The sequence below is a fragment of the Cobetia sp. D5 genome (assembly GCF_035666195.1).
Taxonomy (GTDB): domain Bacteria; phylum Pseudomonadota; class Gammaproteobacteria; order Pseudomonadales; family Halomonadaceae; genus Cobetia; species Cobetia amphilecti.
On the sequence record NZ_CP142020.1, the window covers coordinates 2,833,317 to 2,858,789 of the forward strand.

Consider the following 25,473-nt stretch of genomic DNA (forward strand, 5'->3'; position numbering starts at 1 on the left):
CATGCTGATTGTTGTTGCCGTGATCTCGTCTCTCGATCACTGGGTATCCTCTGCCGCCGGCGGCGCTGGCTGATCTGCTGCCACCGCGGGGCGAGAATCACGCTGTTGGTCATATAAAGTACTGTTTTTATAGCGATCATGCAGATAACGCAAGAGCACCATGATCACGGCCGCCACCGGCAGGGCCAATAGAATGCCGGTAAAGCCGAACAGCTGGCCGCCCGCCATCACCGCGAAGATGACCGCGACCGGATGCAGGCCGATCTTGTCGCCCAGCAGCAGCGGCTGCAACACCACACCTTCCAGCAGCTGGCCGAGCGCGAAGACTCCACCGACCGCCAGCAGCGCCCACCACTCGCCGAACTGGAAGAAGGCCACCGTGGCCGCGATCAGGATACCCACGATGACACCCAGATACGGCACGATGCTGGCAAGCCCCGCCACCAGGCCGATCAACAGCGCGAACTTGAGCCCGATGATCGCCAGGCCAATGGCGTAGACGATGCCCAGACTCAACATCACCAGCAGCTGCCCACGAAGGAAGGCGCCCAGCACCTCATCACAGTCATGCGCCAGACGCGTGGCAGTGGGCTCCATATGGCGCGGCAGCAGGCCCTGCAGCTTCTCCTTCATGCGGTCCCAGTCGAGCAGCAGATAGAAGGTGACGACAGGAATCAGCGCCAGATTGCCCAGCCAGATGGCCATCGCCAGCCCGGACTTGGAGACGGTGCCCAGCAGCGCGGCGGCGAAGGTGCCGGTCTCTTTCCAGTTGCCCAGCAGCAGCGAGCGGACCTGATCGAAGTCGGCGCTGAAATCCAGCCCGGTGAATGACTGGATTTCCGGCAGCACCGTCTCGCGTATCCAGTTGAAGACCACCGGCATGAAGCTGATCAACTGCGCCAGCTGACGCCCGAGCAGCGGCACCAGCACCAGCAGTGCGATCAACAGCACCACCGAGAGCACACTGAACACCAGCGTGACCGCCAGATGGCGCGACAGGCCCTTGTCTTCCAGCCAGTCGGCCAGCGGGTCACCCAGATAGGCGAGAATCATGCCGATGAAGAACGGCATCAGAATCGGTTCGAGCATCACCAACAGGCCGAGGAAGGCCACGCCTGCGGCCAGCAACCACCATTTACGCTGCATCTTCACTCCTTGAGACAAGCCGTGGGGCACTCGTGACGGCTGACTGCCGACGGCGCACGCATCACCCATTGTTGCCTGTCGCCGAGTCACCCACAAGACACGCGCCGCTCACGCGCCTGACATTGCCTCCCCCGGCGCCGCCCAAGGTGCAACAAGGCCTGCCATGACTGGCGTGGCGGCCTTTTCACATTTTGATGCGGTTTTGTGAATCGGCACAGTGCCAGCCGCGAAGCGCAATGCTACAATGGCCGCCTTTCTTTTCCCGCGATCGATCGTGTCTCACCGCCCAGGCCGCACCGACAGGAACCTCACATGACGCAACGCCCCCAGGACTCCTCGCCCAGCAAGACTTCCTTGAGCTACAAGGATGCAGGTGTCGATATCGATGCAGGCAACGCCCTCGTCGAACGCATCAAGGGTGTCGCCAAGCGCACTCACCGCCCGGAAGTGATGGGTGGTCTGGGTGGCTTCGGCGCCCTGTGCGAACTGCCGGCAGGCTACCGCCAGCCCGTGCTGGTCACCGGCACCGATGGCGTGGGCACCAAGCTGCGCCTGGCCATGGACCTCAACCGTCACGACACCATCGGCATCGATCTGGTCGCCATGTGCGTCAATGATCTGGTGGTCGCTGGTGCCGAGCCGCTGCAGTTCCTCGATTACTACGCCACCGGCAAGCTCGACATCGACATCGCCGCTGACGTCGTCACCGGTATCGGCGAAGGCTGCCTGCAGTCCGGCTGCGCGCTGGTCGGCGGCGAGACCGCTGAAATGCCGGGCATGTACGAAGGCAGCGACTACGACCTGGCCGGCTTCTGCGTCGGTGTGGTCGAGAAGTCCGAGATCCTCGACGGCAAGAAGGTCGGCGCAGGCGACGTGATTCTGGGTCTGGCCTCCTCCGGCCCGCATTCCAACGGCTACTCGCTGATCCGCAAGATCCTCGAAGTCGCCGATGCCTCCCTGCTGGAACAGGAAATCGACGGCCAGCCGCTGGCTGACGCCCTGATGGCACCGACGCGCATCTACGTCAAGCCGCTGCTGTCGCTGCTCAAGGAAAGCGGCCTGTCCGTGCACGCCATGTCCCACATCACCGGTGGCGGCCTGCTCGAGAACATCCCGCGCGTGCTGCCGGAAGACTGCACCGCCGAGATCGACGTCGCCAGCTGGAAGCGTCCGGCGGTCTTCGACTGGTTGCAGCAGCAGGGCAACGTCGAAGAACACGAGATGCACCGCGTACTGAACTGCGGTGTCGGCATGGTCGTGGTCGTCGCTGAATCCGACGCCACCGCCGCGCGCGCTCACCTGGAAGCCCAGGGCGAGACCGTCTTCACCCTCGGCAGCATCCGCGCCCGCAACGGCATGGAAGAGCAGGTCCAGCTGGAGAATCTGTCCGCATGATCGAACCGAATACCAACGCCTCCAACGGTGACACTCTCGGCGGCTTCGGCAACGGTTTCGAGGCAGACGATGCGCCGGTTCGCCCGCGCGTCGTGGTACTGATTTCCGGCAGCGGCAGCAATCTGCAGGCGCTGCTGGAAGCGCAGGAACACGACGAGCTGGGCGGCGACGTGGTCGCGGTCATCTCCAACAAGGCCGATGCCTACGGCCTGGTGCGTGCGCGTGACGCCGGCGTCGATGCCGTGGCGCTGCCGCATGAGGAATATGAGTCCCGCGAGCATTATGACGCCGCGCTGATCAAGGTGATCGAGCGTCATGAACCGGACCTCATCGTGCTGGCCGGCTTCATGCGCATCCTGTCGCCGCTGTTCGTGCAGTACTTCTTCGGGCGTCTGATGAACATTCACCCGTCGCTGCTGCCGGCCTGGCCGGGGCTTGATACCCATCGCAAGGCATTGGAAGCCGGCGAGAAGGAACACGGCGCCAGCGTGCACTTCGTCACCGAGGAGCTCGACGGTGGCCCGGTCGCGATCCAGGCCGTCGCCAACGTGCTGGAAGGCGATGATGAAGCCAGCCTCAAGGAGCGCGTGCACACGCGTGAGCACCTGATCTACCCGATCGCGGTGCGCTGGTTCCTCGAAGGCCGCCTGAAGCTCGACGGTGAAGTGGCCAAGCTCGACGGCCACAACCTGCCGGTGGGCGGTCTGCGCCTCTCCCACGCCGATGTGGAAGAAGAGCTCAGCGATGAGCTGCCGGAAGGCGAAGAAGACTGATCAGTCTGCTGGCAAGGCCGACTGATCTGATAGCAAGCTGATAGAAAGTTGATAGCGCGCTGACAGCGAGCTGAAAACAGAAGACCCCGCGACATGCCGATGTCGCGGGGTCTTCTTGTTTCTACTGATTCACTCATCTCTCAGCGGCTTTCGCTTTCAGAAGGTGTAACTCACCCCCACCTCCCCGCGCGCCGTCACCTCATCCCAGGTCTCGATGCCGGCGCCCAGATGCAGCATGGCATTGCGGCCCAGCTGCATGCGCCAGCCACCGTCGACACGCAGGTAGTTGTCGCTGCCGCGATCGAGATCCTCGGCGCGGTAGGCATTGGTCGGCAGGCTCGCCAGACGCACCTCGGCGCTGTCGGCGTCGTCATCCAGACGCTTGCCGTAGGCCAGCTCACCGTAGAGGCCGAAACCCTCCGCGATGGCGCGGTCGACCATGAAGCCGGCCTCGACACGGCGATCGCGCAGCGTCTGATCCGAGACGCTCAAGGCGTTGGCGGCGGAGCCGGATTCGGTATAGCCATCGATGTCGGACTCGGTGTGGCGGTAGGCCACGAAGGGCGCGTTGTACCACAGCGAATCGGCGGCGGTGAGACGATAATCAAGACGCGCCTCGGCGCTGAAGCCATCGCCATCGGTCTCACCGGACAGGGTGCGCGATGACTGACCCAGTGCGACATGGCGATCGAGGTCGTAATCGAAGTCGCCGTAGCTGGCCACCGCCTGGACGCCAAACCTGCCCAGCTGCTGACGCGCGAACAGGCTGAACACCTGCCCGTCCAGCTCAAGCTCACTGCCATCATCGACATCGAAGTCCGCATTGCGCTGACTGACGGCAACGCCGCCCCAGGCCTGGCCGAGTGCGTTGTCCAGCGGCAGCATCACGCCGACACCCGCAGCGCGCTGCTCGCTGTCAAAGCCCTGCTGGCCGCTGGAAGTCTCGCCATCGCCGCTGCCGCCACTGGCCGAGCCGATGGCGAACACGCGCACGCCCTCCCCGGAGCGCCTGTCCTGCGCACCGGGACGCAATTCATCGGCGAGGCTGCGCTGACTGGCATTGAGCGCGCCCGTGCCCAGCTGCGACGCCAGCCCCAGCACCGAGGGTGCGGCGAGCATCGCATAGGCGTAGTCGGCCAGAATCTCCTGCCCGGCGGTGGTCGGGTGCACGCCATCATTGAACAGCAGCTTGTCGGGGTCTTCCGCAGCGCCGCCCAGCCCGTAGGGCGTGACGTTGCAGCTGTCCGAGAAACACACCTGGGTCAGCGGCACATCGCTGGCGAAGCCGAACTCGGCCGGTGATGCCAGCACCTCCTCGAGAATGCCGACGGTATCCAGGCGGATGATGTTGACTTCGCCATCCAGCGCCGCCAGTCGCGCGCCCAGCGCATCATTGAAGACGTCTACCAGCGCGGAGGTCCCTGCCGCCTGGGCCGCGCCCGCCGACTGGCCGGCCGGGGTGCTGCCGACATCCGGCAGGTTGGAAACCATGATGGTGGTGGCGCCCGCCGCTGCCAGCGCCTCCACCGCGGAGGCCAGATTGCCGGCGGAGGCGACCGCCGTGGCCGGCGAGGTGATCACGCCCTGCAGGAAGTCGTTGCCACCGCCGTTGACGTAATAGAGGGCGTCCGGGTCGGCACTGCCGCCGGTGCTGACCAGATAGCCATCCTCGACCCTGAGCACCGTGCCCGCACCGGTACTGCCCGGCGGGATGACCACCTCGGAGCCATCCTCGTCGGTCACCGAGGCCAGAATCTGCGCCGTGGTATAGCCGCCCACCGCGTAGTTGGTGCCGTCACTGAAGCCGGCCAGCTGATAGATCACCGAGGTGGAAGGCTCTGCCGCCAGCCCCAGTTCCGTGGCCAGCAACTGGGTCGAGACGCTGCCATAGGCCGAGTTTTCGTAATCCGGGCCGCTGCGATTGGTGAAACGCAGACTGTTGAGGCCGCCCAGGGTGGTATCGGGGAACTGGCCGGAATCGCTCAGACTGTCGCCGAAGAGATAGAGGTTGGAATAGGCCTGCGCGGGAGGCGCCAACAAGGTGGTGCTGATGGCGAGGGCGAGACTCGTGAGGGTAAAACGTCGGACCAGACCGCTGGCGCTTGCCGGCGGGAATACAGCGCGATGTGAACGCGATGGCATGGCGTGCCCCTTGCTTGTGGGAGGTATCCGTCCTGCAGCCACTCTGGGGGTGGCCTGCAGACAAGCATAGGCAATAAAACGAGTGATTGAATCACATGTTTCGTTCAACTTCCGGCTAAGACTCAGCGCCTTGCGAGCATGTCACGTTCTCGCTACCTGCCACCGGCGTCTCTCTTGCCACCGTTGTCTCTCTTGCCACCGTCGTCTCTTTCTTGCCACCGTCGGCACACGTCGCCATGAGCAGGCATTAGCAGGCACAAAAAAAGCGCCTCCCGAAGGAGGCGCTCCTGGCTTGCCACACTCTTGGCTTGCCGCACGCAAGTAACTTGCCGCTCACGGCCAGATACTCGCGACAACTCGCACGATAGCGAGCGCGCAGCAAGGGGTATCAGGTACGCGGCAGTGTCACGCCACGCTGGCCCTGATACTTGCCGCCGCGATCCTTGTAGCTGGTCTCGCAGACTTCATCGGACTCGAGGAACAGCATCTGCGCCACGCCTTCGTTGGCGTAGATACGCGCCGGCAGGTTGGTGGTGTTGGAGAACTCGAGGGTGACGTGGCCTTCCCACTCCGGCTCCAGCGGCGTCACGTTGACGATGATGCCGCAACGCGCGTAGGTGGACTTGCCCAGGCAGATGGTCAGCACGTTACGCGGAATGCGGAAGTACTCGATGGTACGGGCCAGCGCGAAGGAGTTGGGCGGAATCACGCAGGAGTCGCCCTTCACGTCCACGAAGCTCTTCTCGTCGAAGTGCTTGGGGTCCACCGTCGCCGAATGGATGTTGGTGAAGACCTTGAACTCATCCGAGCAGCGCACATCGTAGCCGTAGCTGGAAGTGCCGTAGGAAATCACACGGCGCTCATCGTGAAAGCGCACCTGATCGGGCTCAAAGGGTTCGATCATGTCGTGGCTTTCGGCCATGCGACGGATCCACTTGTCGGATTTGATGCTCATCGAGCGTACCTGACTGACTGATGGGGAGAGACGCGTGAGCGCCATGAAACGCGGGCCAGCATGATACCGGCCCGCTGTGTCGCTGGAAACCTCGGCACGCGCGGCTTGCGCCTGGCGCGTCGGGCTCAGCTGAAGCTGATGCTCGGGCCTTCGTCCGCACCGGCACTTTCCAGTGACTCGGAGACCTGACGCGCGATGGCGCGGAAGCTCGCGGCCACTTCGCCGTCCGGCTCCGCGATCACGCTCGGGCGACCGCCATCGGCATTCTCGCGAATGCTCAGGGTCAGCGGCAGCTGGCCCAGCAGACGAGTCTGGTACTCATCGGCGATACGCTCACCACCGCCCGCGCCGAATACCGCTTCACTGTGGCCACACTGGCTGCAGGTGTGAGTGCTCATGTTCTCGACCACGCCCAGCACCGGCACCTTGACCTTGCGGAACATCTCGATGCCCTTCTGGGCATCCAGCAGTGCGATGTCCTGCGGCGTGGTGACGATGACGGCGCCGGAGACCGGCACCTTCTGCGACAGAGTCAGCTGGATGTCACCGGTGCCCGGCGGCATGTCGATCAGCAGCACATCAAGCTCGCCCCAGGCGGTCTGGTTGAGCAGCTGCTGGAAGGCACCGGCGACCATCGGGCCACGCCAGACCATCGGGTCCTTCACGTCGACCAGATAGGCCATCGACATGGTCTTGATGCCATGCGCCTCGATGGGGCTGAAGACCTGCTCACCGGCCATTTCCGGACGCTGACCGGTCGGCACGCCGAACATCTGCGCCTGACTCGGACCATAGATGTCGGCGTCCAGCAGGCCGACCTTGAGACCCTCCGCCGCCAAAGCCAGCGCCAGATTGGCGGTGACGGTGGACTTGCCAACGCCACCCTTGCCGGAAGCGACCGCGACAATGTGCTTGATACCTTCCATACCTTGAAACTCCTGTGACGGCCTGCGCGGCGCGATGAACGTGGCGCGCAGGCGTCTGAACTGTCAGCGAAAAAAGCCGTGGAACACGATGGGCACAGTATGCCTGCCACCGCTACACGGGCCAAGCCGATGAAGCATGTCCATGGGAGCCATGCCTCAGGAAGCCATGGCCCTGGGAGCAAATCAGAAGCGCACGTCTCAGAAGCGCACGTCGACCGGCAGGAAGCGCCACTCGCCCGGCGCCATGCGACCGAGCAGAATCGCGCCCAGACGCAGACGACGCACCTCGATCACCTTGAGGCCCTGCTCCTCGACCGCGCCGCGGATCCCCCCCACCGGCACCCGCTTCATGGCGATGCGCAGACGGGTGTCGCTCTGCCAGCTGATGCTGACCTTGGGCTTGCGGCCGCGGATGTCGGCGCACAGCGCGAAGCCGATACGCTTGAGGCCTTCGTCATCCAGTGTCCCTTCCACCTCGACGACGTATTCCTGCTCCAGCTGGTCCAGGTCATCACCCAGCTTGCGGATCACGCCACGGTTCTGTGACCACACCGCGAGACCGGATTCGTCTTCGCCGAGCTCGGCCAGCGGCTGCTGGGACAGGAAATGCACCTTGAGCCAGTCGGCACCGCTGTTGTCGAGCGCACTGCGCGGCGCGCCGTCACGCAGGGTCAGCGGGTCCGGCAGCGGCGTGCCCGGCGGCTGATACCAGACCAGGGTCAGCGGCTCGATGGGTGCCATGCTGGCGCCGTCATCGACGGTGACTTCCTCATCGGTGACCTTGAAGAAAGGCGCTTCCACGATCTCGCCCGCGACACGTACCACCCCCTTGGCGATGAGATGCTCGGCCTCACGGCGCGAGATGCCCTGCTGATGGGCCAGAAACTTGGAAAGACGGACGGGTTCGGTCATGGGGACTCTCGGGGCAGCGACGCAGGCAACAGGCAGAGCAGCAGCACGCAGAAGCGCAGATAAAAAGAAGTGGGACAGCCTGACAGGGTCATCAAGGCTAGCCCGCCATGATAACGGCATGCGCCGAGGATGGCACGGACGAGACGCGCTGAAGATGCTAGGCTGCGTGGCCAGAAATCGGCGCAGTGTGCTTGAGCAGATCATTTGATGCGCCTTACCAGGTCCTTCGACGCTCTCCGCCAGCGCATCTGATCCACTACGCAACCGCGTGGTGACAGTTGCGGAACCCTTTGCGCGGCAAAGCGTCAGAGTTGCGTTGAAGCTCACTCAGGGCCATACAAGGTCAGGGTCAGGCAAACTGATGCGCTTGCGCGTCGACTGTCGCTACCGAGGAAGCCGGTGGCCAACGCTTCAGTCTCAGTCAGTGACTCGCCAGCCGAAGGTGTGCGATCAACCCGGATTGACCCTGCGCGCCATCCCGCCTTGCTGCGCTTCCCAGGCCACGTTCACAGGTATCTTGCATGCGTTTATCTCCCACATCGCGCCGCCCACTGACTCACACTCGGCGCTACGCCATCAGCAGTGCACGCACGCTTCGTCATCTGGTACTGATCTTCGGCCTGACGCTGGCCGCGGGCTGCTCCGCGCCGCACGCCTCGGACGCGCCTGCCGCCCCGACCACCGCGGCCAAGGCAGCCGTCAAGGCCGAACGGCTGGAAAGCCTGCTGGTGCAAGGCGAGAGCGATGTGCCGGAGAGCCTGCTGCTCAGCAAGGCCGGCGCCAAGGCGATCGACCCCAACGGCCAGCGTCCGGTGGACGACCCGCTGACCTGCCTGGCGCGCGCCGCCTACTGGGAAGCCAAGGGCGAAGGCAGAAGCGGCATGCAGGGCATCGTCAATGTGGTGATCAATCGCGCCGCCGACCCGCGCTTCCCCGACAGCCTGTGCGGCGTGGTCAAGCAGGGTGGCGAAAGCGGCAGCTGCCAGTTCTCCTGGTGGTGTGACGGTCGCTCCGACCGCATTCGCGAACCCGCCGCCTACGCCGAGGCACGCGACGTGGCCCGTCAGGCGCTCAACCATCAGCTGGAAGACGTCACCGACGGCGCCCTCTACTTCCACGCCCGCTACGCCACGCCCTACTGGGCCAAGCGCTTCGTGCGCACCGCGCGCATCGGTCAGCACCTGTTCTATCGCAACTGACTCACCCTCTCACCAGGGCATGACGGGTAGAACCATCACCAGCAAGTTGCCTGACATGCCGCACGCCAGCGCCATGTCACATACAAGACCGTGACGGGAAGACCGTACAAGAAACAGACAAACCAGAAGGCCCCTGATGATTCACTCATCAGGGGCCTTCTGGGGCATATCATCACTCAATCTTCAGAAATGGGCCGAGTCCGGCTACTTCGCTACCACTGTCTTCAGATACTGCCCTATCTCGGAATGGTGCAGGATGGACGAGACCGGCAAGATGTCGTTGGCTGGCCCCCATGCAAAGACGTTGACTGGCGTATGGGTGTGCGTACCAGTCCCCCAGACGGTGTTTTGCTGTGTCGCCAATGCCCGCGCCAGCAGGTTGCCGCGATCGTTATAGGGGAAGAAGGCGTCGAAGTCGTGAACTGCCGGCACCTCGCTGACCCCGAGGTAACTATGTCCATCCACATGATAGGGGTTGGGCTTGTTGGCCAGTACTTCAGCTGCCTGGGCTTCGGTAATCTGGAAGTCACTATTGCCATTGACAGCCGCCATCAAGCGCGCCGGTGTGCGCTCACCTTGCGGTAGTGCCTCGAAATCACTGAGCAGCTCGTAATAGGTCTGCTTCTGCTCATAGAGACTGTCCAGAATCGAGAAGTCACCAAAATTGAAATTGGGAGCGTAATCCTGATCTGCGAATGCAGGGCCTGATTTCTTCTGCGCTGCCGGTAAATTGGCGCTGGAATAACTGAAGCCGAATGCCCCCGTCTCATGGTCGGCCGTTACCAGGATTATTGTATCGTCTCGCTCTCGCGCCCAGTCATAGACACCTTGCACGGCCTCATCGAACTTGATCAGTTCATTGAGCATGGTGCCCGCATCATTGGAATGCGCGGCCCAGTCGATCTGGCCACCCTCGACCATCAAAAAGAAACCATCATCATCCTGTTCCAGCATTGACAGTGCTTTCTGGGTCATCTCATGCAGGGTCGGCTGCTGACGCTGTGGGTCATCATGGCTATCTCGATAGCTGATACCATCCGCCATACCCGAGTTGGCGAATAGCCCCAATACCTTGGTGCCATTGAGTGCGGCCATCTGATCACGCGTAAAGGCTAGCCCATAGCCTTGATCTGCAGCTTCCTGGAGCAGATTTCGTTCATCCTTGCGCTTGGAGGTTGGCGACCAGGCACCTTGCATCAGCGTCTCGACACTGCCCGCGCTTTCCCCCGGCTCACTGACGGACTGTGGCACGAAGTGACGCAACCCTCCCGACAGCATGACATCCGGCCCGGTCATGAGCATGTCTTCGGCAATGGCATTTTCCAGTGAACGATGCGGCTGGTGGGCGGCGAAGGCCGCCGGAGTCGCGTGGGTCAGGCGCGTATCGGACACCAATCCGGTGGCCTTGCCGACTCGTTTGGCAAGCTCGAGGACGGTTTCCACCCGATTACCCTCTGAATCTATGCCGATCACCTCGCCCCCGGTGAAGATACCCGTCGAGAGCTGAGTCGCTGAACAGGCCGAATCCACTACTACGGCATCTTCAGGGTGAGTCAATGAAGCGCCCACCACGCCTTCCTTCGCCAGCTGGTAGAGTGCCGTCGAACGCCCCTGATATATCGAATCCGGCGCACGATTGGCGTATGTCTCCAGCATGCCAACCTGCTGGGGCCCCATACCATCGCCAATCATCAGAATGACATTCTTGATCTCTGCCGCATTGGCCAGCGGCATCCAGCTCATGCTTCCCGTCAGCGCAACGACGGCCCACCCTTTTCGACACCATCGTCCTTGCCGGTTCTGATGAGGCATCATCATGGTCATCTTCCGTGTTCCCTTATCGTTGTTGGCATCCGTGTTACCCGGGCACATACGATACTCGTGCAAGTCTGTACGTCTGTGTTCGAACGGAGCGCTTGTTGGTCAGAAATGAATCGCGATCTGCTCACATGGCGGCACCCAAGGTGCCAACTGGAGCATGCGCTTCACTATTGACGACGCAAGCAGAGCCGTCCATATCAATGGCCCGGCTACAGGACAATTCATGACGAAAGGATGACATGCAGATGTCAGATTAATGACAGACGACACTGCGACCAGAAGCCGCAAACACGACGCCCCCGCTGCCATTGGCAACGGGGGCGTCTGCTTGGGGGTGTCGTAATAGGGGCGTGTGCCTAAGGGGTGGACAGGGACACCCTTCCCAAAATTCCTGACGGATCAGGTGTCCGGCTGTGCCGCCAGCTTGGTGCGGATGAACTCGCTGTGGCTGACATGCAGCAGGCCGGCAAGACGGCGGATGCGATGCTCTTCCTGCGGGTCCAGCTCGCCATCGGCGTAGGCCAGCTCCCAGAGCATGCCGATCAGCTCGCTGCGCTCCTCGAGGCTTATGTGCTCGTTGAGCTGCTTGACGAAACGGTAGTGGTCCGTGGCCTGTTCGGCATCCTGCTCGGCCTGGGTCAGCAGGCTGGCAAGTTCCTCATCCCCCAGCGAGAAGCGCTCGGCCAGCTGGCGCGCCAGGGCTTCACGTTCGCGCACATCGAGATGGTCATCGGCGCGTACCACCTCGAACATCAGCACGGCCATGGCGAGTTCCGGGCCGGGCTCCTCGTTGGGACGGGCGTTGCTGCCGGGCATCATCACCTGGCGGATGAGACGATTGATCTGACCGGCGACGGATAGCTGTGCTGGCATGCTGACCTCCAGGAACGGAAAATGTAGTGTCCTTGAATCCTTCATGAGGGCAGCGGCACGGGTTGCAACCTCGCAGTTGCGCACGCCAGCGTTGCCGGTGACGCGACGCGCCCTTCGCGCCGCCCGCACCTTCGCGATATAGTAGCGCCCATCCCGACGGGGCGATGCGTTCGCCCCTTATCACGAGTCATCCCGGCGAGTGGCTGCGCACTGCGCAGCAGGCGCCCTTTACCGTCAAGACGAGGCCTCATGTCAGCGCGCAAGATTCTGGTTACCAGTGCCCTGCCCTATGCCAATGGGTCGATCCACCTGGGTCACCTGCTTGAGTACATCCAGACCGACATCTGGGTACGCTTCCAGAAAAGCCGTGGCCACGAGTGCCATTACGTGTGCGCCGATGACGCCCACGGCACCGCCATCATGCTGCGTGCCGAGCAGGAAGGTGTCACCGCCGAGCAGCTGATCCAGCGTGTGAGTGACGAGCATCAGGCCGACTTCGCCAAGTTCGGCGTCGGCTTTGACAACTATCACTCCACCCACTCGCCGGAAAACCGCGCCCACAGCGAGCGCATCTATCTGGCGCTGCGCGATGCCGGCCATATCGCCACACGCGATATCGAGCAGATGTTCGATCCGGTCAAGGGCCTGTTCCTCGCCGACCGCTTCATCAAGGGCACCTGCCCGAAGTGCAAGACCGAAGACCAGTACGGTGACAACTGTGAAGCCTGCGGCGCGGCCTACACGCCGGCCGAGCTGATCGATCCGGTCTCGGCCATCTCCGGCGCCACGCCGGAAATGCGCACGTCCACCCACTACTTCTTCAAGCTGCCGAACTTCGCCGAGTTCCTGCAGGAGTGGACCAAGAGCGGCCGCGTGCAGAGCCAGATTTCCAACAAGCTGCAGGAATGGTTCGAGGCGGGTCTGGCCGAGTGGGACATCTCCCGCGATGCGCCCTACTTCGGCTTCGAGATTCCCGACGCGCCGGGCAAGTACTTCTACGTGTGGCTGGACGCGCCGATCGGCTACCTCGCCAGCTTCCAGAACCTGTGCGAGAAGCAGGGCATCGACTTCGACAGCTACTGGAAGGCCGATTCCGACGCCGAGGTCTATCACTTCATCGGCAAGGACATCGTCTACTTCCACGCCCTGTTCTGGCCGGCGATGCTGGAAGGTGCCGGCATGCGCACCCCGACCGGCGTCAACTGCCACGGTTTCGTGACCGTCAATGGCGCCAAGATGTCCAAGTCGCGCGGCACCTTCATCAAGGCCGACACCTACGCGCAGTTCCTCAACCCGGAATACCTGCGCTACTACTTCGCCGCCAAGCTGACCTCCGGCGTCGATGATCTCGACCTCAACCTCGACGACTTCACCGCCCGCGTGAATTCCGACCTGGTCGGCAAGGTGGTCAACATCGCCAGCCGCTGCGCCGGTTTCGTCAAGAAGTTCGGCGACGGCAAGCTGTCCGCCACCTGCGCCGAGCCGGAGCTGGTCGAGCGCTTCATCGCCGCTGGCGAAGGCATCGCGGCGGACTTCGAAGCCCGTGAGTTCGCGCGCGCCATGCGCAAGGTGATGGAGCTGGCCGATGAAGCCAACACCTACATCGCCGACAAGGCGCCGTGGGCGATGGCCAAGGAAGACGGCCGCGAGCAGGAAGTGCTCGACGTCTGCTCCGTGGGCATCAACCTGTTCCGCCAGCTGATGGTCTATCTGGCGCCGGTGATCCCGGAGCTGACCGACAAGGCGCGCGACTTCCTGAACCTCGAGAGCCTCGACTGGGCCAGCCGTGAAAGCGTGCTGACCGATCATGCGATCAACAAGTTCAAGCCGCTGCTGACCCGCGTCGAGCCGGAGCGCATCGACAAGATGCTCGAAGCCTCGCGCGAAGTGCTGGTCGAGGAGCAGAAGATCAAGGACGGCACCGCCAAGGCCGAAGCCGCGGCCGCGCCGAGCCCGCTCGACGCCGACCCGATCGCCGACGAGATCGACTTTGATACCTTCATGAAGACCGACCTGCGCGTGGCGAAGATCGTCAAGGCGGAGCACGTCGAGAAGGCGGCCAAGCTGCTCAAGCTGACGCTGGATATCGGTGGCGAGACGCGCACCGTGTTCTCCGGCATCAAGTCCGCCTACGCGCCGGAAGCGCTGGAAGGTCGTCTGACGGTGATGGTCGCCAACCTGGCGCCGCGCAAGATGCGCTTCGGCGTGTCCGAGGGCATGGTGCTGGCCGCCGGTGACGACGAAGGCATCTACCTGCTGGAGCCGCACACCGGTGCCAAGCCGGGTCAGCGCGTGACTTGATACAGTGATGATGCGCTGATTCAGCCTCACTGAAGCCTCTTCAGCACAACGCCCCGTCAGAGACTCTCTGGCGGGGCGTTGTCGTTCATGCGTCACATCCGGCCGGCGGGACGGCTACTCGTAGCGGCGACCGGCATGCTCCAGCCAGCCATCCACATGACGGCCACCGGGATCATGATGCGTCCAGTGGATCACGCCGCCCTTGTCGGTCCACTCATATTCCCCGTAGAAGCCGATGCGATCACCGACCTGAAGACTGTCGATGCGTGGCGCGAGATCGATGTTGTGCGCCACCAGAATGGTGGTGCCGCCCGCGACCCGGATCAGGAACTTCTGATGACGGCTGCCCTTGAGATCATCCCTGAGCAGACGCGTCACCTCACCCACGCCCCGCACCTGCACATCACTCTGCTGGGCACTGATGGCGCGCCTGAGTCGGCTTTCGTCTGCCGAGGAAGCACCTTCCCCCTGAGTCGCCTCGGCCTGCGGCGACTGGAAGTCATTCCACAGCTGGGAGAGCGAGAAGTTGCCATTGCCCGTCAGCTGCGAGATGCCCGCCATCGCCACCACCAGAATGATGACCCATAACGGCCGACGGCCGCGTGTTCCTGTCCTGCGCATATCCCGCTCCTTGTGCCACCCCGGATGACGTGAAAGTCTCTGATCACGCCATAATCAATAAAAGTAATAAAGGAATTCTTCTTTATTACTTCAAGAACCAAGCAAAACGCGAAACAATGGTCGTCTCATGCTGGCAACACTACGCCTCGCTTGCCACGCTACAGGCTGTCGGCCAGCAGCATCTTGCGTATAATACCGCCGCGCTCGACGATCCCCTGCCATGCAGCTTCCTGACAGCTTGCGGCAGCAACAGCCCTGATCGCCTGCGAGTGCCGGTTCATGCATGCCGCGAGCACGGAAGCGCCTTCGAAACACCCTGACCGAGCGACGCCCCTGATGAGTGAATACCTTCTTATCCTGATCAGCACCATCCTGGTCAACAATTTCGTACTGGTGCAGTTCCTCGGCCTGTGCCCCTTCATGGGTGTCTCCAACAAGCTGGAGTCCGCGATGGGCATGTCGCTGGCCACCACCTTCGTGCTCACGCTGTCGTCGATGTGCGCCTACCTGACCTATCACTTCATCCTCGCGCCACTGGGGCTCGAGTACCTGCGCACCATCGCCTTCATCATGGTGATCGCCGTGGTGGTGCAGTTCACCGAGATGGTGGTCAAGAAGACCAGCCCGCTGCTCTATCAGGTGCTGGGCATCTTCCTGCCGCTGATCACCACCAACTGTGCGGTACTCGGCGTGGCGCTGCTGACCCTGAACCGCAATTCCAGCTTCATGGAAGCCACACTCTACGGCTTCGGCGCGGCCGTCGGCTTCTCGCTGGTACTGGTACTGTTCGCCGCCATGCGCGAGCGCCTGGCCGTCGCCGATGTGCCGCGCCCCTTCCAGGGCCCGGCCATCGCGATGATCACCGCCAGCCTGATGTCGCTGGCCTTCCTCGGCTTCTCCGGACTGGTGCAGATCTGACATGCTCGAATTCTTCAACGACCATACGCTGATCTCCGCCATCGTCGCACTGGTGGCCATGGCCGTCGTCTTCGGCGGTCTGCTCGGCTTTGCCGCCGTGGCCTTCAAGGTCGAGGGCGACCCCATCGTCGAGCAGATCGACCAGCTGCTGCCGCAGACCCAGTGCGGCCAGTGCGGTTATCCGGGCTGCAAGCCCTACGCCCAGGCCATCGCCGAAGGCGACGAGATCAACAAGTGCCCGCCGGGCGGCGAGAGCACCATCGCCTCGCTGGCCGACCTGCTGGGCCGCGAGGCCACCCCGCTGGATGGCGACAGCGACAACACGCCCAAGGTGGCGGTGATTCGCGAGGACGAGTGCATCGGTTGCACCAAGTGCATCCAGGCCTGCCCTGTCGATGCCATTCTCGGTGCCGCCAAGCACATGCACACCGTGATCGCCGACGAATGCACCGGCTGCGACCTGTGTGTCGAACCCTGCCCGGTCGATTGCATCGACATGGTGCCGGTCGCCACTGACGTGCGCAGCTGGCACTGGCCGCAACCGGCGGGCCCGACCCGCGACAATGCCCGCTTCAGTGGCAATCTGATCGTGACCGATGCCGCCGATTCTACTGCCACATCTGCAAGGAATGTCGCCTGATGGTTCTGTCGTTACTCAAATCCATGGTGACTTCCTCACGTTCCGCCGCCACGGCGGAGGCGGAACACACACAGAAGGGTCAGGGCGCGCCTCGCGTGTTCGACTTCCACGGCGGCATCCATCCGCCGGAGCACAAGGCGCTCTCCAACCGCGCCCCGCTGGTGGCCGCCCCGCTGCCCCGTGAGGTGGTGCTGCCGCTCAGCCAGCATATCGGCGCGCCCGCCCAGCCACTGGTGGAGATCGGCCAGCGCGTCAAGACGGGTGAGCTGATCGCGCGCGCCCAGGGCATGATCTCCGCCCCGGTGCATGCCAGCATCACCGGCGTGGTCACCGCCATCGAGCCGCGCCAGATTCCCCACGTCTCGGGCCTGGAAGACCTGTGCATCGTGATCGAGCGCGAGGGTGAGATCGATGAATGGGCGCGCCTGGAAGCCTGGCGCGACTGGCGGCAGCAGGAAGCCCAGGACCTGATCCAGCGCCTGCAGGACGCCGGCGTGGTCGGCCAGGGCGGTGCCGGCTTCCCCTCGGCGGTGAAGGCGAGGGTGCGTGAGCGCCACGCCATCGACACCCTGATTCTGAACGCGGCGGAGTGTGAGCCTTACATCACCGCCGATGACCTGACCATGCGCACGCATCCGGAAGCACTGATCGAAGGGCTCGAGATTCTCGCCAGCCTGATCGGCCCCGAGTGCATCCTGATCGGTATCGAGGACAACAAGCCCGAGGCCGTCATCGCGCTGGAACAGGCGATTCGCGCCCGCCGCGCCGACAAGCGCCTGCCGCCGCTGGATTCACGCCTCGAAGTCGTGGTGGTACCGACCAAGTATCCCTCCGGCGGCGAGAAGCAGCTGATCAAGCTGCTGACTGACCGCGAAGTGCCCAGCCGTGGCCTGCCCGCCGATGTCGGCGTGGTGGTGCACAACCCGGGGACCGTGCGCGCCGTGCAGCGCGCGGTGTGCTTCGGCGAGCCGATGATCTCGCGGGTCGTCACCCTGACCGGTGAGGCGCTGCAGCACCCGCACAATGTCGAGGCGCGCCTGGGCACCTCCATCGCAGACCTGCTGCGTCTGGCAGCGCCGGCGCCGACGGGCATCGCACGTCTGGTGATGGGCGGGCCGATGATGGGCTTCACGCTCGAGAGCGACGCCCTGCCGATCATCAAGACCACCAACTGCCTGCTGGCCTCCTCCCCCGAGTCACTGCCGACCCCGGCGGTCGAGCAGCCGTGCATCCGTTGCGGCATGTGCGAGCAGGCCTGTCCGGCCGAGCTGCTGCCGCAGCAGCTCTACTGGTTCTCCAAGGCACGCGAGTTCGACAAGGCCGAGCTCTACAATCTGGCGGATTGCATCGAATGCGGCGCCTGCTCCTATGTCTGCCCCAGCCAGATTCCGCTGGTGCAGTATTACCGCTTCGCCAAGGGCGAGATTCACAGCGCCCAGCACGAGGCGCGCAAGTCTGAACGCGCTCGTCACCGCTTCGAATTCAAGCAGGCGCGCATGGCGCGCGAGGAAGCCGAGAAGGAAGCCAAGCGTCAGCAACGCGCTCAGGCGGCCCAGAAGTCCGCCGCCGCCCGCGCCGATGCCAGCGCCGCCGCTGACACGACTTCGGCCTCGGCCTCGGCAGCCACAGCCACCACAGCGGCCGCCGCTGCCCAGCCGGCACCGGCCACCGACATCAAGGCCTTCAAGACGGCGCGCGCCGCGGCCAACATCGCTCTCAAGAAGGCCGAGAAGGCCCTCAAGGCAGCGCAGGATGGCGGTGAGAGCTCCGAGGGCGATATCGCCAAGCTCGAGGCCAACGTGACCGCGGCCAAGACCAAGCTCGCCAGCGCCGAGAGCGCCCTCAAGGCCGCCAGCGAGGCAAGCGAGTCAGCTGCCCCGGCGGCTGCCGGCGCTTCGACAGCCAACACTGCGACAACCGGTGCGACTGCCCCCGCCGCCGATCTCAAGGCGCTCAAGACGGCGCGCGCCGCGGCCAATATCGCGGTCAAGAAGGCCGAGAAGGCCCTCAAGACCGCCCAGGACAGCGGTGAGGGCGACATCTCCGCCCTCGAGACCAGCGTGGCAGAGGCCAAGGCGCGACTGGCCAAGGCCGAAGGCGATCTCAAGGCTGCCAGCGAGGCCAGCGAGTCAGCTGCCCCTGCGGCGGCCAGCGCTTCCGCGACAGGCGCGGCTGCCCCGGCAGCCGACCTCAAGGCGCTCAAGACGGCGCGTGCCGCGGCCAATATCGCGGTCAAGAAGGCCGAGAAGGCCCTCAAGACCGCCCAGGACAGCGGTGAAGGCGACATCCCCGCCCTCGAGGCCAGCGTGACGGATGCCAAGTCCCGCCTTGCCAAGGCTGAGGGCGACCTCAAGGCTGCGACCGATGCCGCTGGCGCTGATAAAGGCCCTGTGGCAAGCGCTGCGGCTGGCTCTGCTCAAACCACTGATACAGGTGCGGCTGGCTCTTCTGCCAACGCTGCTGCACCGGCACCTGCGGCACCCAGCGCCGATATCAAGGCACTCAAGACAGCGCGCGCCGCAGCCAATATCGCGGTCAAGAAGGCCGAAAAGGCCCTGGCCCGCGCCAGCGAAAGTGGCGAAGGCGATATCGAGGACCTGCAGACCCTGCTGGCCACGGCCCAGGAGAACCTGCGTGCCGCCGAGGTGCGCCTCAACAGCGCGCAAGCTGGCAGCACTGAGGCGCCGCCTGTCGCCAAGGGCGCGGGCGAATTGATTCCCGATGCGCCCAAGCCCGCCGCGGGTTCAGTCGGGCGCGGCAGCATGGCCAGCAACGTGACGCTCTCTCAGGCCGAGATCGAGGCATCACGCGCCGAGAACCTCGCCAAGCGTCACAAGCAGGTCAGCATCGCGGTCAAGGCGGCCGAGGCGGCCCACCGCAAGGCCGAGGCGGCATTGAGCGAGGCGGATGACGAAAACCGTCAGCGCCTGGCGACCAAGGTCGACCGCACGCGCCGCAATCTGGAACACGCCCGCGAGTCATTGGCCGAGGTGCAGGCACTGGTGGACGCCCAATGAGTGACCTGAGCCCAATTACCGCGCCAACGGCGACTCATCCTGAAGCACGCCTCGTGTCATTGCCCATTTACCGCAAGGATCTGACCGTCTCATGAGCCTGATGCATGCAAGCTCCCCCCATGCCCACGGGCCAACCGCCACCTCGCGCGTGATGGCCTGGGTGCTGGCCGCGACGCTGCCGGGTATCGCCGTGCTGTGCTGGCACTATGGCTGGGGTGTGCTGTTCAACCTCGTCTTCGCCTGTCTGGTGGGTGTCGCCCTCGAGGCGCTGCTGCTCAAGCTGCGTGGCCGTCCGGTCAGCTTCTTCCTCAGGGACAATTCGGCGCTGGTGACCTGCGTGCTGCTGGCAGTGTCGTTGCCGCCGCTGGCACCCTGGTGGCTGGTACTGACCGGCGTGATCGCGGCCATCGTGGTTGCCAAGCAGCTCTACGGTGGCCTGGGCCAGAATCCGTTCAACCCGGCGATGGTCGCCTACGCGCTGCTGCTGATCTCCTTCCCGGTCGAGATGTCGCGCTGGTCGTCCCCGGATGGCTTCGCACTCGGCTTCACTGACAGCCTGCAGCAGTTCTTCGGCGTGATCGCCACGCCAGATGCCCTGACCGGTGCCACGCCGCTGGACGCCTTCCGCAACAAGGGCGAGCTTTCCAGCAGCGAGTTCTGGGCAGACCCGAGCCTGCTGCCCGCCGCCAACCTGCTGGCCTGGCAGCAGACGGCCATCGCCTGGGGCCTCGGCGGCCTGGTGCTGCTGGCGCGTCGCCTGATCACCTGGCATATCCCGGTGGCGATGCTGGGCAGCCTGGCGGTGATCTCTGCCATCTTCGCCTTCGTGGATGGCGAGCAGCACGCCAGCCCCCTGTTCCACCTGCTGTGCGGTGCGGCGATCTTCGGCGCCTTCTTCATCGCCACGGACCCGGTCACGGCGGCGACCTCCAACAAGGGCAAGCTCTATTACGGCGTCGGCATCGGCGTGCTGATCTACCTGATTCGTACCTTCGGCGCCTACCCTGACGCCATCGCCTTCGCGGTGCTGCTGATGAACTTCAGCGTGCCGTTCATCGATTACTACACCCAGCCACGCAGCTATGGTCACAAGAAGGCCCGTCGCGGCATCAAGCTGGAGGACAAGGCATGAGCCTGACGCCTGATCAGCCCGAACAGCAAGCCCAGGCCGCGCAGGGCCTGAAGCACACCATCGCGCGGGCCGCGCTGGGTCTGGCGGTCTTCGCCGTCGTCACCGCCGGCGTCGTCGCCGTGACCCAGATGACCACCGCCGAGACCATCGCCGACAACGAGCGTGCCGCCCAGAGCGCGGCGTTGGCCGAGATCATCCCGCCGTCGCTGCACGACAATGACCTGCTCGACGCGGCCTTCGACCTGCCGCCGTCTCAGGTGCTGGGTCTGGAGAGCGCCGATACCGGCTGGCGCGCCACCCGAAATGGCGAGACCGTCGCGGTGCTGCTGCCGGTAGTGACCGGCAAGGGTTACAGCGGCGACATCCGCCTGCTGGTCGGTATCCGTGCCGATGGCAGCGTGGCCGGAGTGCGCGCCGTCAAGCACGCCGAGACCCCGGGGCTGGGCGACAAGATCGAAGCGCGCAAGTCCGACTGGATTCACGAATTCGATGACCAGACGCTCAGCTCGGTGGAATGGAAGGTGAACAAGGATGGCGGTGATTTCGACCAGTTCACCGGTGCGACCATCACCCCGCGCGCCGTGGTGGGTGCCGTTCGTCAGGCATTGATCTACTTCATGGCGCACCGCACGGCGCTGCTGGCCGGCGACAGCGAGACGCTGACCGCGACCCGCCGCGCCGCCAAGGCCCAACAGAGTACGCAAGCTCCCACCGCTGATGGCACGCTCACGCCATCAGCGCCTTCTGAACACGGCGGAGACGAACCTCATGAGTGATATCTCGCTTGGCAAGATCAGCCGCGACGGCCTGTGGGACAACAACCCTGCGTTGGTGCAGCTGCTGGGCCTGTGTCCGCTGCTGGCCGTCACCGCCAGCGTCGTCAACGCCATCGGGCTGGGGCTTGCCACGCTGCTGGTGTTGATCGGCTCCAACGTGGCGGTGTCGCTGATCCGCAATCTGGTGCCTTCTGCAGTGCGCCTGCCGGCCTTCGTGATGATCATCGCCTCCTTCGTGACCTGTGCCGAGCTGCTGATGAAGGCCTACACCTATGAGCTCTATCAGATTCTCGGCATCTTCATTCCGCTGATCGTCACCAACTGCGCGATTCTCGGGCGTGCCGATGCCTTCGCTGCCAAGCATCCCGTGCTGCCGGCGGCCACCGATGGCCTGATGATGGGGCTGGGGTTCATGGCCGTGCTGGTACTGCTGGGTGGCATGCGTGAGCTGTTCGGCCAGGGCACGCTGTTTGCCGGCATGGAACTGCTCGTCGGGCCGATGGCCGCCGACTGGCAGCTGACGATCTTCCCGGATTACTCCTTCCTGTTCCTGGTGCTGCCACCGGGCGCCTTCTTCTGCATGGGGCTGATCATCGCGGGCAAGAAGACCATCGATGAGCGACTCGAGCAGCGCCGCAAGGCAGCCAACGCTGATGCGCCCAAGGTATCGCGTCGTGTACGCGTGACCGGCACCATCTCCTGAGCCCCTCTCACACAGGCCGTCAGCCCGCTGTCTGACAGCCTGTGTCGACGACGCCTGCTCTCAAGCCCTTACCGCCGTCCCCGAGATATCATGAACGCCCAGAAACGCCTCGAGATCTTCACCCGCCTGCGCAACGAGAATCCTGAGCCACGCACCGAGCTTGCCTGGTCAACGCCCTTCGAGCTTTTGATCGCGGTGCTGCTGTCGGCGCAGGCGACGGATGTGGGCGTCAACAAGGCCACGGCGAAGCTGTATCCGGTCGCCAATACGCCGGAGAGCATCCTCGCGCTGGGTGTCGAGGGCCTTAAGGAGTACATCAAGACGATCGGCCTGTTCAACACCAAGGCCGAGAACGTCATCAAGACCTGCCGCATGCTGATCGAACGGCATGGTGGCGAGGTGCCGAAGACCCGCGAGGCGCTGGAAGCGCTGCCCGGCGTGGGCCGCAAGACCGCCAACGTGGTGCTCAACACCGCCTTCGGTCAGCCGACCATGGCGGTGGACACGCACATCTTCCGTGTCTCCAACCGCACGCGCATCGCCCCGGGCAAGAACGTGCTGGAGGTCGAGCACAAGCTGATGCGCCATGTGCCCAAGGAGTTTCTGGTCGACGCCCACCACTGGTTGATCCTGCATGGCCGCTACACCTGCGTGGCACGCAAGCCGCGCTGCGGCAGCTGCATCATCGAAGACCTCTGCGAGTACAAGGACAAGGTCGACCTGTAACGCCTCAAGGCACGAGTGTTTGATAACTTCTTCATGACCAGGGGCTTGATGACTGGGGCTTGATGACTGGGCCTTGATCACCAGACGCCTGGCGAAAGCCCCGTTCCTGCGTGAACTGCCTGCATGGCCTGCCTGCGTGGCCTGCATGCATGATCGTTGATTGAGCATGAACCCCGCCTCCCCGCCTATTCAACCGAGCGGCAACGTAGACTGAGCGCACAGACCGTCGCCTCAGGAACCTGCCATGACCGCACCTTCCGATGCCGGGGATCGCCGCTCTCCTCGCCCAGAAGGCTCCGACGATTCCCGCCAGCCTGATGACAGCTGCCTGCACTCGCGCCTGCAGGAGATGTCGTCACGTCTCGAGGCACTGGAAGCCGAGAACCACCTGCTGCGCACCCTGGTCGACACCCACCCCGACATCCTGTTCATCAAGGATGCCAAGGGGCTGTTTCGCTACGCCAATCGCTCTCTGACCGAGTTCTATGGCACCTCGCGCGAAGACATCATCGGGCGCGATGACAGCCATTACACCGGCAATACCGAGCAGAGCCACTTCTTCAGGCGCAGCGTGGAGCAGGTGCTCAGCAGATTCGAGCGCGAGACGGTCTTCGAGGATGCCACCGACGGTACCACCGGCGAGGTCAACCATTTCCGCTCCATCAAGCAGCCCTTCCATGACATTCACGGCCAGCCGCTGGTCGCCGTTCTGGCGCACAACATCACCACCGAAGTCCGTGAGCATGAGCGCAAGACCCGCCAGATCGACCACATCTATGACACCTCGCTGGAAGGCTTCTGGGACTGGAACATCCTGACCAGTTCCGTGACGCACAATCGCCGCTGGTCACAGATTCTGGGCATCCCGGAGAGCGAGCTCAGCAACAGCCTGGAAGAATTCGCAAGCCTGCTGCACCCCGAGGACAAGCCCGAGACGATGATCGCCATCCAGGACTGCATGGCGGGCAAGACGGCCTATTATCACCGCCACCGCATGCTGACCCGCGGTGGCGACGTGGTCTGGGTGATCGACAAGGGCGATGTCATCGAGCGGGACAGCGAAGGCAATCCGCTGCGCATGATCGGCTCGATCACCGATATCACGCGTATCGTCGAATCAGAGGCCCTACTGCACCAGCACAGCCGCTTCGACTCACTGACCAAGCTGGCCAACCGAGCCACGCTGATCGACAGCCTGCAGCAGGCCATCATCATCACCGACGCCCGTGACACCCACGGCGCGCTCATCTTCATCGATCTGGATCACTTCAAGAAGATCAACGACCTGCTGGGGCATACCACCGGCGACCATCTGTTGATCGAGGTGGCGCATCGCCTGAGCTCCACGGTGCGTGACAGCGACCTGGTGGCGCGCTTCGGCGGGGACGAGTTCGTCATCCTGGTACAGCCCCTGAGCCATGATCCGCAGACTGCCTGTCGCGAACTGGATGAGCTGATGGAGCGCCTGCAGCAGGCGCTCAACCAGCCGTATTCGCTCTTGGGCCCACAGTCGCAGCCGCTGCAACATCACAGCTCGGCGAGCCTGGGCAGCATCATATTCCATGATCGCCATCTGAGTGCGGAGGAGCTCATCCGGCGCGCGGATATCGCGATGTATCGCGCCAAGGAGGCCGGGCGCAATCAGACCGTCCGCTTTGATCCCAGCATGCGCGTGGAGCTTGAGCGCGCCGTGCAGCTGGAAAATGACCTGCGCTGCGCCATCGAGAATGAAGAGCTCTACGTGGAATTACAGCCGCAATTCGATCGGGGACTCAAGCTGGTCGGCGCCGAGTGCCTGTTGCGCTGGCGACATGCCAAGCTCGGCAATATCTCGCCCTATGAATTCATTCCGCTGGCCGAGAAAAGCCAGCTGATCGACAGCCTCGGCGACTGGGTACTGGAGCAGACCTGCAAGCTGCTGGAGGACTGGCAGAAAGGCACCGCCTTCGCCAGGATCTACCTGTCGGTCAATGTCAGCGTCAAGCAGCTGGACTCCCCTCACTACGTCGGCAATGTCGCCAAGGCACTCAGCCAGCACACGCTCGACCCGCAATATCTGCAGCTGGAGCTGACCGAAAACGTCTTCGCCACCGACATGCCCGCCACGGTCGCACGCATGCACGAACTGCGCTCGCTGGGCCTGCGCCTGTCACTGGATGATTTCAGCACCGGCTTCTCCTCCCTGACCTACATCAAGCACCTGCCCTTCGATGAGCTCAAGGTCGACCGCAGCTTCGTCAATGATCTCGAGAACGACGAGATGAACCGCCGCATGGTGAACTTCATGGTTCAGCTGGGGCGTGAGCTGGGCATATGCGTGGTGGCGGAAGGCGTCGAGACCCCCAGACAGCGTGAACTGCTGCTGGAGATGGGTTGTGATGCCCTGCAGGGCTATCTGATGGACAAGCCGATGGCGATCGAGACATTCACCGCCAAGTATCAGCTCGGATGACAGCGCATCCGCGTCTTTCATGGCACACTGGGGCCTCTTTTCTGT

21 protein-coding genes are annotated in these 25,473 nt (G+C 63.7%); 13 read left to right on the forward strand and 8 right to left on the reverse strand.

The features are described from left to right. Window positions 1-36: 36 nt before the first annotated feature. Window positions 37-1,146, reverse strand: coding sequence for an AI-2E family transporter (locus U0O11_RS11775; RefSeq protein WP_043334110.1), 1,110 nt, complete (start codon window positions 1,144-1,146; stop codon window positions 37-39). Window positions 1,147-1,458: 312 nt separating this feature from the next. On the opposite strand from U0O11_RS11775, the gene purM reads away from it, so the two are divergent. Both purM and purN read left to right on the forward strand, forming a co-directional pair. After that, on the forward strand, window positions 1,459-2,541 hold the full coding sequence (purM, locus tag U0O11_RS11780; RefSeq protein WP_054556274.1) for a phosphoribosylformylglycinamidine cyclo-ligase: 1,083 nt from the start codon (window positions 1,459-1,461) through the stop codon (window positions 2,539-2,541). Continuing rightward, complete coding sequence (purN, locus tag U0O11_RS11785) at window positions 2,538-3,314, forward strand: phosphoribosylglycinamide formyltransferase (protein ID WP_324690205.1); 777 nt, start codon at window positions 2,538-2,540, stop codon at window positions 3,312-3,314. The genes purM and purN overlap by 4 nt, the downstream gene beginning before the upstream one ends. 156 nt (window positions 3,315-3,470) lie before the next feature. Here purN and U0O11_RS11790 read toward each other — a convergent pair whose 3' ends face one another. The 4 genes from U0O11_RS11790 to U0O11_RS11805 all read right to left on the reverse strand — a co-directional run bounded on the left by U0O11_RS11790 (window position 3,471) and on the right by U0O11_RS11805 (window position 8,249). Further along, window positions 3,471-5,456 (reverse strand): autotransporter outer membrane beta-barrel domain-containing protein, encoded by a 1,986-nt coding sequence (locus U0O11_RS11790; RefSeq protein WP_324690207.1) that lies wholly within the window; start codon window positions 5,454-5,456, stop codon window positions 3,471-3,473. Window positions 5,457-5,844: 388 nt separating this feature from the next. Further along, window positions 5,845-6,411: a dCTP deaminase gene (dcd, locus tag U0O11_RS11795; protein WP_043334107.1), complete on the reverse strand. Its 567-nt coding sequence runs from the start codon at window positions 6,409-6,411 to the stop codon at window positions 5,845-5,847. A 125-nt stretch (window positions 6,412-6,536) separates the two neighbouring features. Beyond that, window positions 6,537-7,373: an iron-sulfur cluster carrier protein ApbC gene (apbC, locus tag U0O11_RS11800; RefSeq protein ID WP_276315243.1), complete on the reverse strand. Its 837-nt coding sequence runs from the start codon at window positions 7,371-7,373 to the stop codon at window positions 6,537-6,539. Window positions 7,374-7,535: 162 nt separating this feature from the next. Then, the gene (locus U0O11_RS11805; protein WP_324690209.1) at window positions 7,536-8,249 is read right to left on the reverse strand and encodes an RNA pseudouridine synthase; all 714 of its coding nucleotides are present in this window, start codon (window positions 8,247-8,249) and stop codon (window positions 7,536-7,538) included. A 521-nt stretch (window positions 8,250-8,770) separates the two neighbouring features. Between U0O11_RS11805 and U0O11_RS11810 the strand changes: the two genes are divergently transcribed. Further along, the gene (locus U0O11_RS11810; RefSeq protein ID WP_192837648.1) at window positions 8,771-9,448 is read left to right on the forward strand and encodes a cell wall hydrolase; all 678 of its coding nucleotides are present in this window, start codon (window positions 8,771-8,773) and stop codon (window positions 9,446-9,448) included. Between the two features lie 204 nt (window positions 9,449-9,652). Here the strand turns inward: U0O11_RS11810 and U0O11_RS11815 are convergent, their stop codons facing one another. Together U0O11_RS11815 and U0O11_RS11820 are read right to left on the reverse strand one after the other, a co-directional pair. Then, on the reverse strand, window positions 9,653-11,272 hold the full coding sequence (locus U0O11_RS11815; protein ID WP_303593735.1) for an alkaline phosphatase: 1,620 nt from the start codon (window positions 11,270-11,272) through the stop codon (window positions 9,653-9,655). Between the two features lie 396 nt (window positions 11,273-11,668). Continuing rightward, window positions 11,669-12,142 (reverse strand): tellurite resistance TerB family protein, encoded by a 474-nt coding sequence (locus U0O11_RS11820; protein ID WP_324690214.1) that lies wholly within the window; start codon window positions 12,140-12,142, stop codon window positions 11,669-11,671. A 249-nt stretch (window positions 12,143-12,391) separates the two neighbouring features. Between U0O11_RS11820 and metG the strand changes: the two genes are divergently transcribed. Then, complete coding sequence (gene metG, locus U0O11_RS11825; RefSeq protein ID WP_043334104.1) at window positions 12,392-14,443, forward strand: methionine--tRNA ligase; 2,052 nt, start codon at window positions 12,392-12,394, stop codon at window positions 14,441-14,443. A 114-nt stretch (window positions 14,444-14,557) separates the two neighbouring features. On the opposite strand, the gene U0O11_RS11830 is transcribed toward metG, so the two are convergent. Beyond that, on the reverse strand, window positions 14,558-15,064 hold the full coding sequence (locus U0O11_RS11830; protein ID WP_043334103.1) for a DUF3465 domain-containing protein: 507 nt from the start codon (window positions 15,062-15,064) through the stop codon (window positions 14,558-14,560). Between the two features lie 29 nt (window positions 15,065-15,093). Between U0O11_RS11830 and U0O11_RS11835 the strand changes: the two genes are divergently transcribed. From U0O11_RS11835 to U0O11_RS11875, 9 genes are all read left to right on the forward strand, one after another. Further along, the gene (locus tag U0O11_RS11835) at window positions 15,094-15,384 is read left to right on the forward strand and encodes a hypothetical protein (protein ID WP_152965392.1); all 291 of its coding nucleotides are present in this window, start codon (window positions 15,094-15,096) and stop codon (window positions 15,382-15,384) included. Between the two features lie 16 nt (window positions 15,385-15,400). Beyond that, window positions 15,401-15,982 (forward strand): electron transport complex subunit RsxA, encoded by a 582-nt coding sequence (gene rsxA, locus U0O11_RS11840; protein ID WP_043334102.1) that lies wholly within the window; start codon window positions 15,401-15,403, stop codon window positions 15,980-15,982. Between the two features lies 1 nt (window position 15,983). After that, window positions 15,984-16,622 carry an electron transport complex subunit RsxB gene (rsxB, locus tag U0O11_RS11845; protein ID WP_043334101.1) on the forward strand — a complete coding sequence of 213 codons (639 nt, stop codon included), beginning with the start codon at window positions 15,984-15,986 and terminating at the stop codon, window positions 16,620-16,622. Beyond that, entirely contained in the window at window positions 16,622-19,639 is a 3,018-nt protein-coding gene (gene rsxC / locus U0O11_RS11850; protein ID WP_324690221.1) for an electron transport complex subunit RsxC, read from the forward strand. Before rsxB ends, rsxC begins: the two co-directional genes overlap by 1 nt. Window positions 19,640-19,730: 91 nt before the next feature. Then, entirely contained in the window at window positions 19,731-20,771 is a 1,041-nt protein-coding gene (gene rsxD / locus U0O11_RS11855) for an electron transport complex subunit RsxD (protein WP_324690223.1), read from the forward strand. Further along, a complete protein-coding gene (rsxG, locus tag U0O11_RS11860) occupies window positions 20,768-21,547 on the forward strand; it encodes an electron transport complex subunit RsxG (protein WP_324690225.1) in 780 nt (259 codons plus the stop codon). The genes rsxD and rsxG overlap by 4 nt, the downstream gene beginning before the upstream one ends. Continuing rightward, a complete protein-coding gene (locus tag U0O11_RS11865; RefSeq protein WP_043334099.1) occupies window positions 21,540-22,250 on the forward strand; it encodes an electron transport complex subunit E in 711 nt (236 codons plus the stop codon). The genes rsxG and U0O11_RS11865 overlap by 8 nt, the downstream gene beginning before the upstream one ends. A gap of 90 nt (window positions 22,251-22,340) precedes the next feature. Next, window positions 22,341-22,976: an endonuclease III gene (gene nth, locus U0O11_RS11870; protein ID WP_324690228.1), complete on the forward strand. Its 636-nt coding sequence runs from the start codon at window positions 22,341-22,343 to the stop codon at window positions 22,974-22,976. Window positions 22,977-23,220: 244 nt separating this feature from the next. Beyond that, window positions 23,221-25,428 (forward strand): EAL domain-containing protein, encoded by a 2,208-nt coding sequence (locus U0O11_RS11875; protein ID WP_324690230.1) that lies wholly within the window; start codon window positions 23,221-23,223, stop codon window positions 25,426-25,428. Window positions 25,429-25,473: the final 45 nt, after the last annotated feature.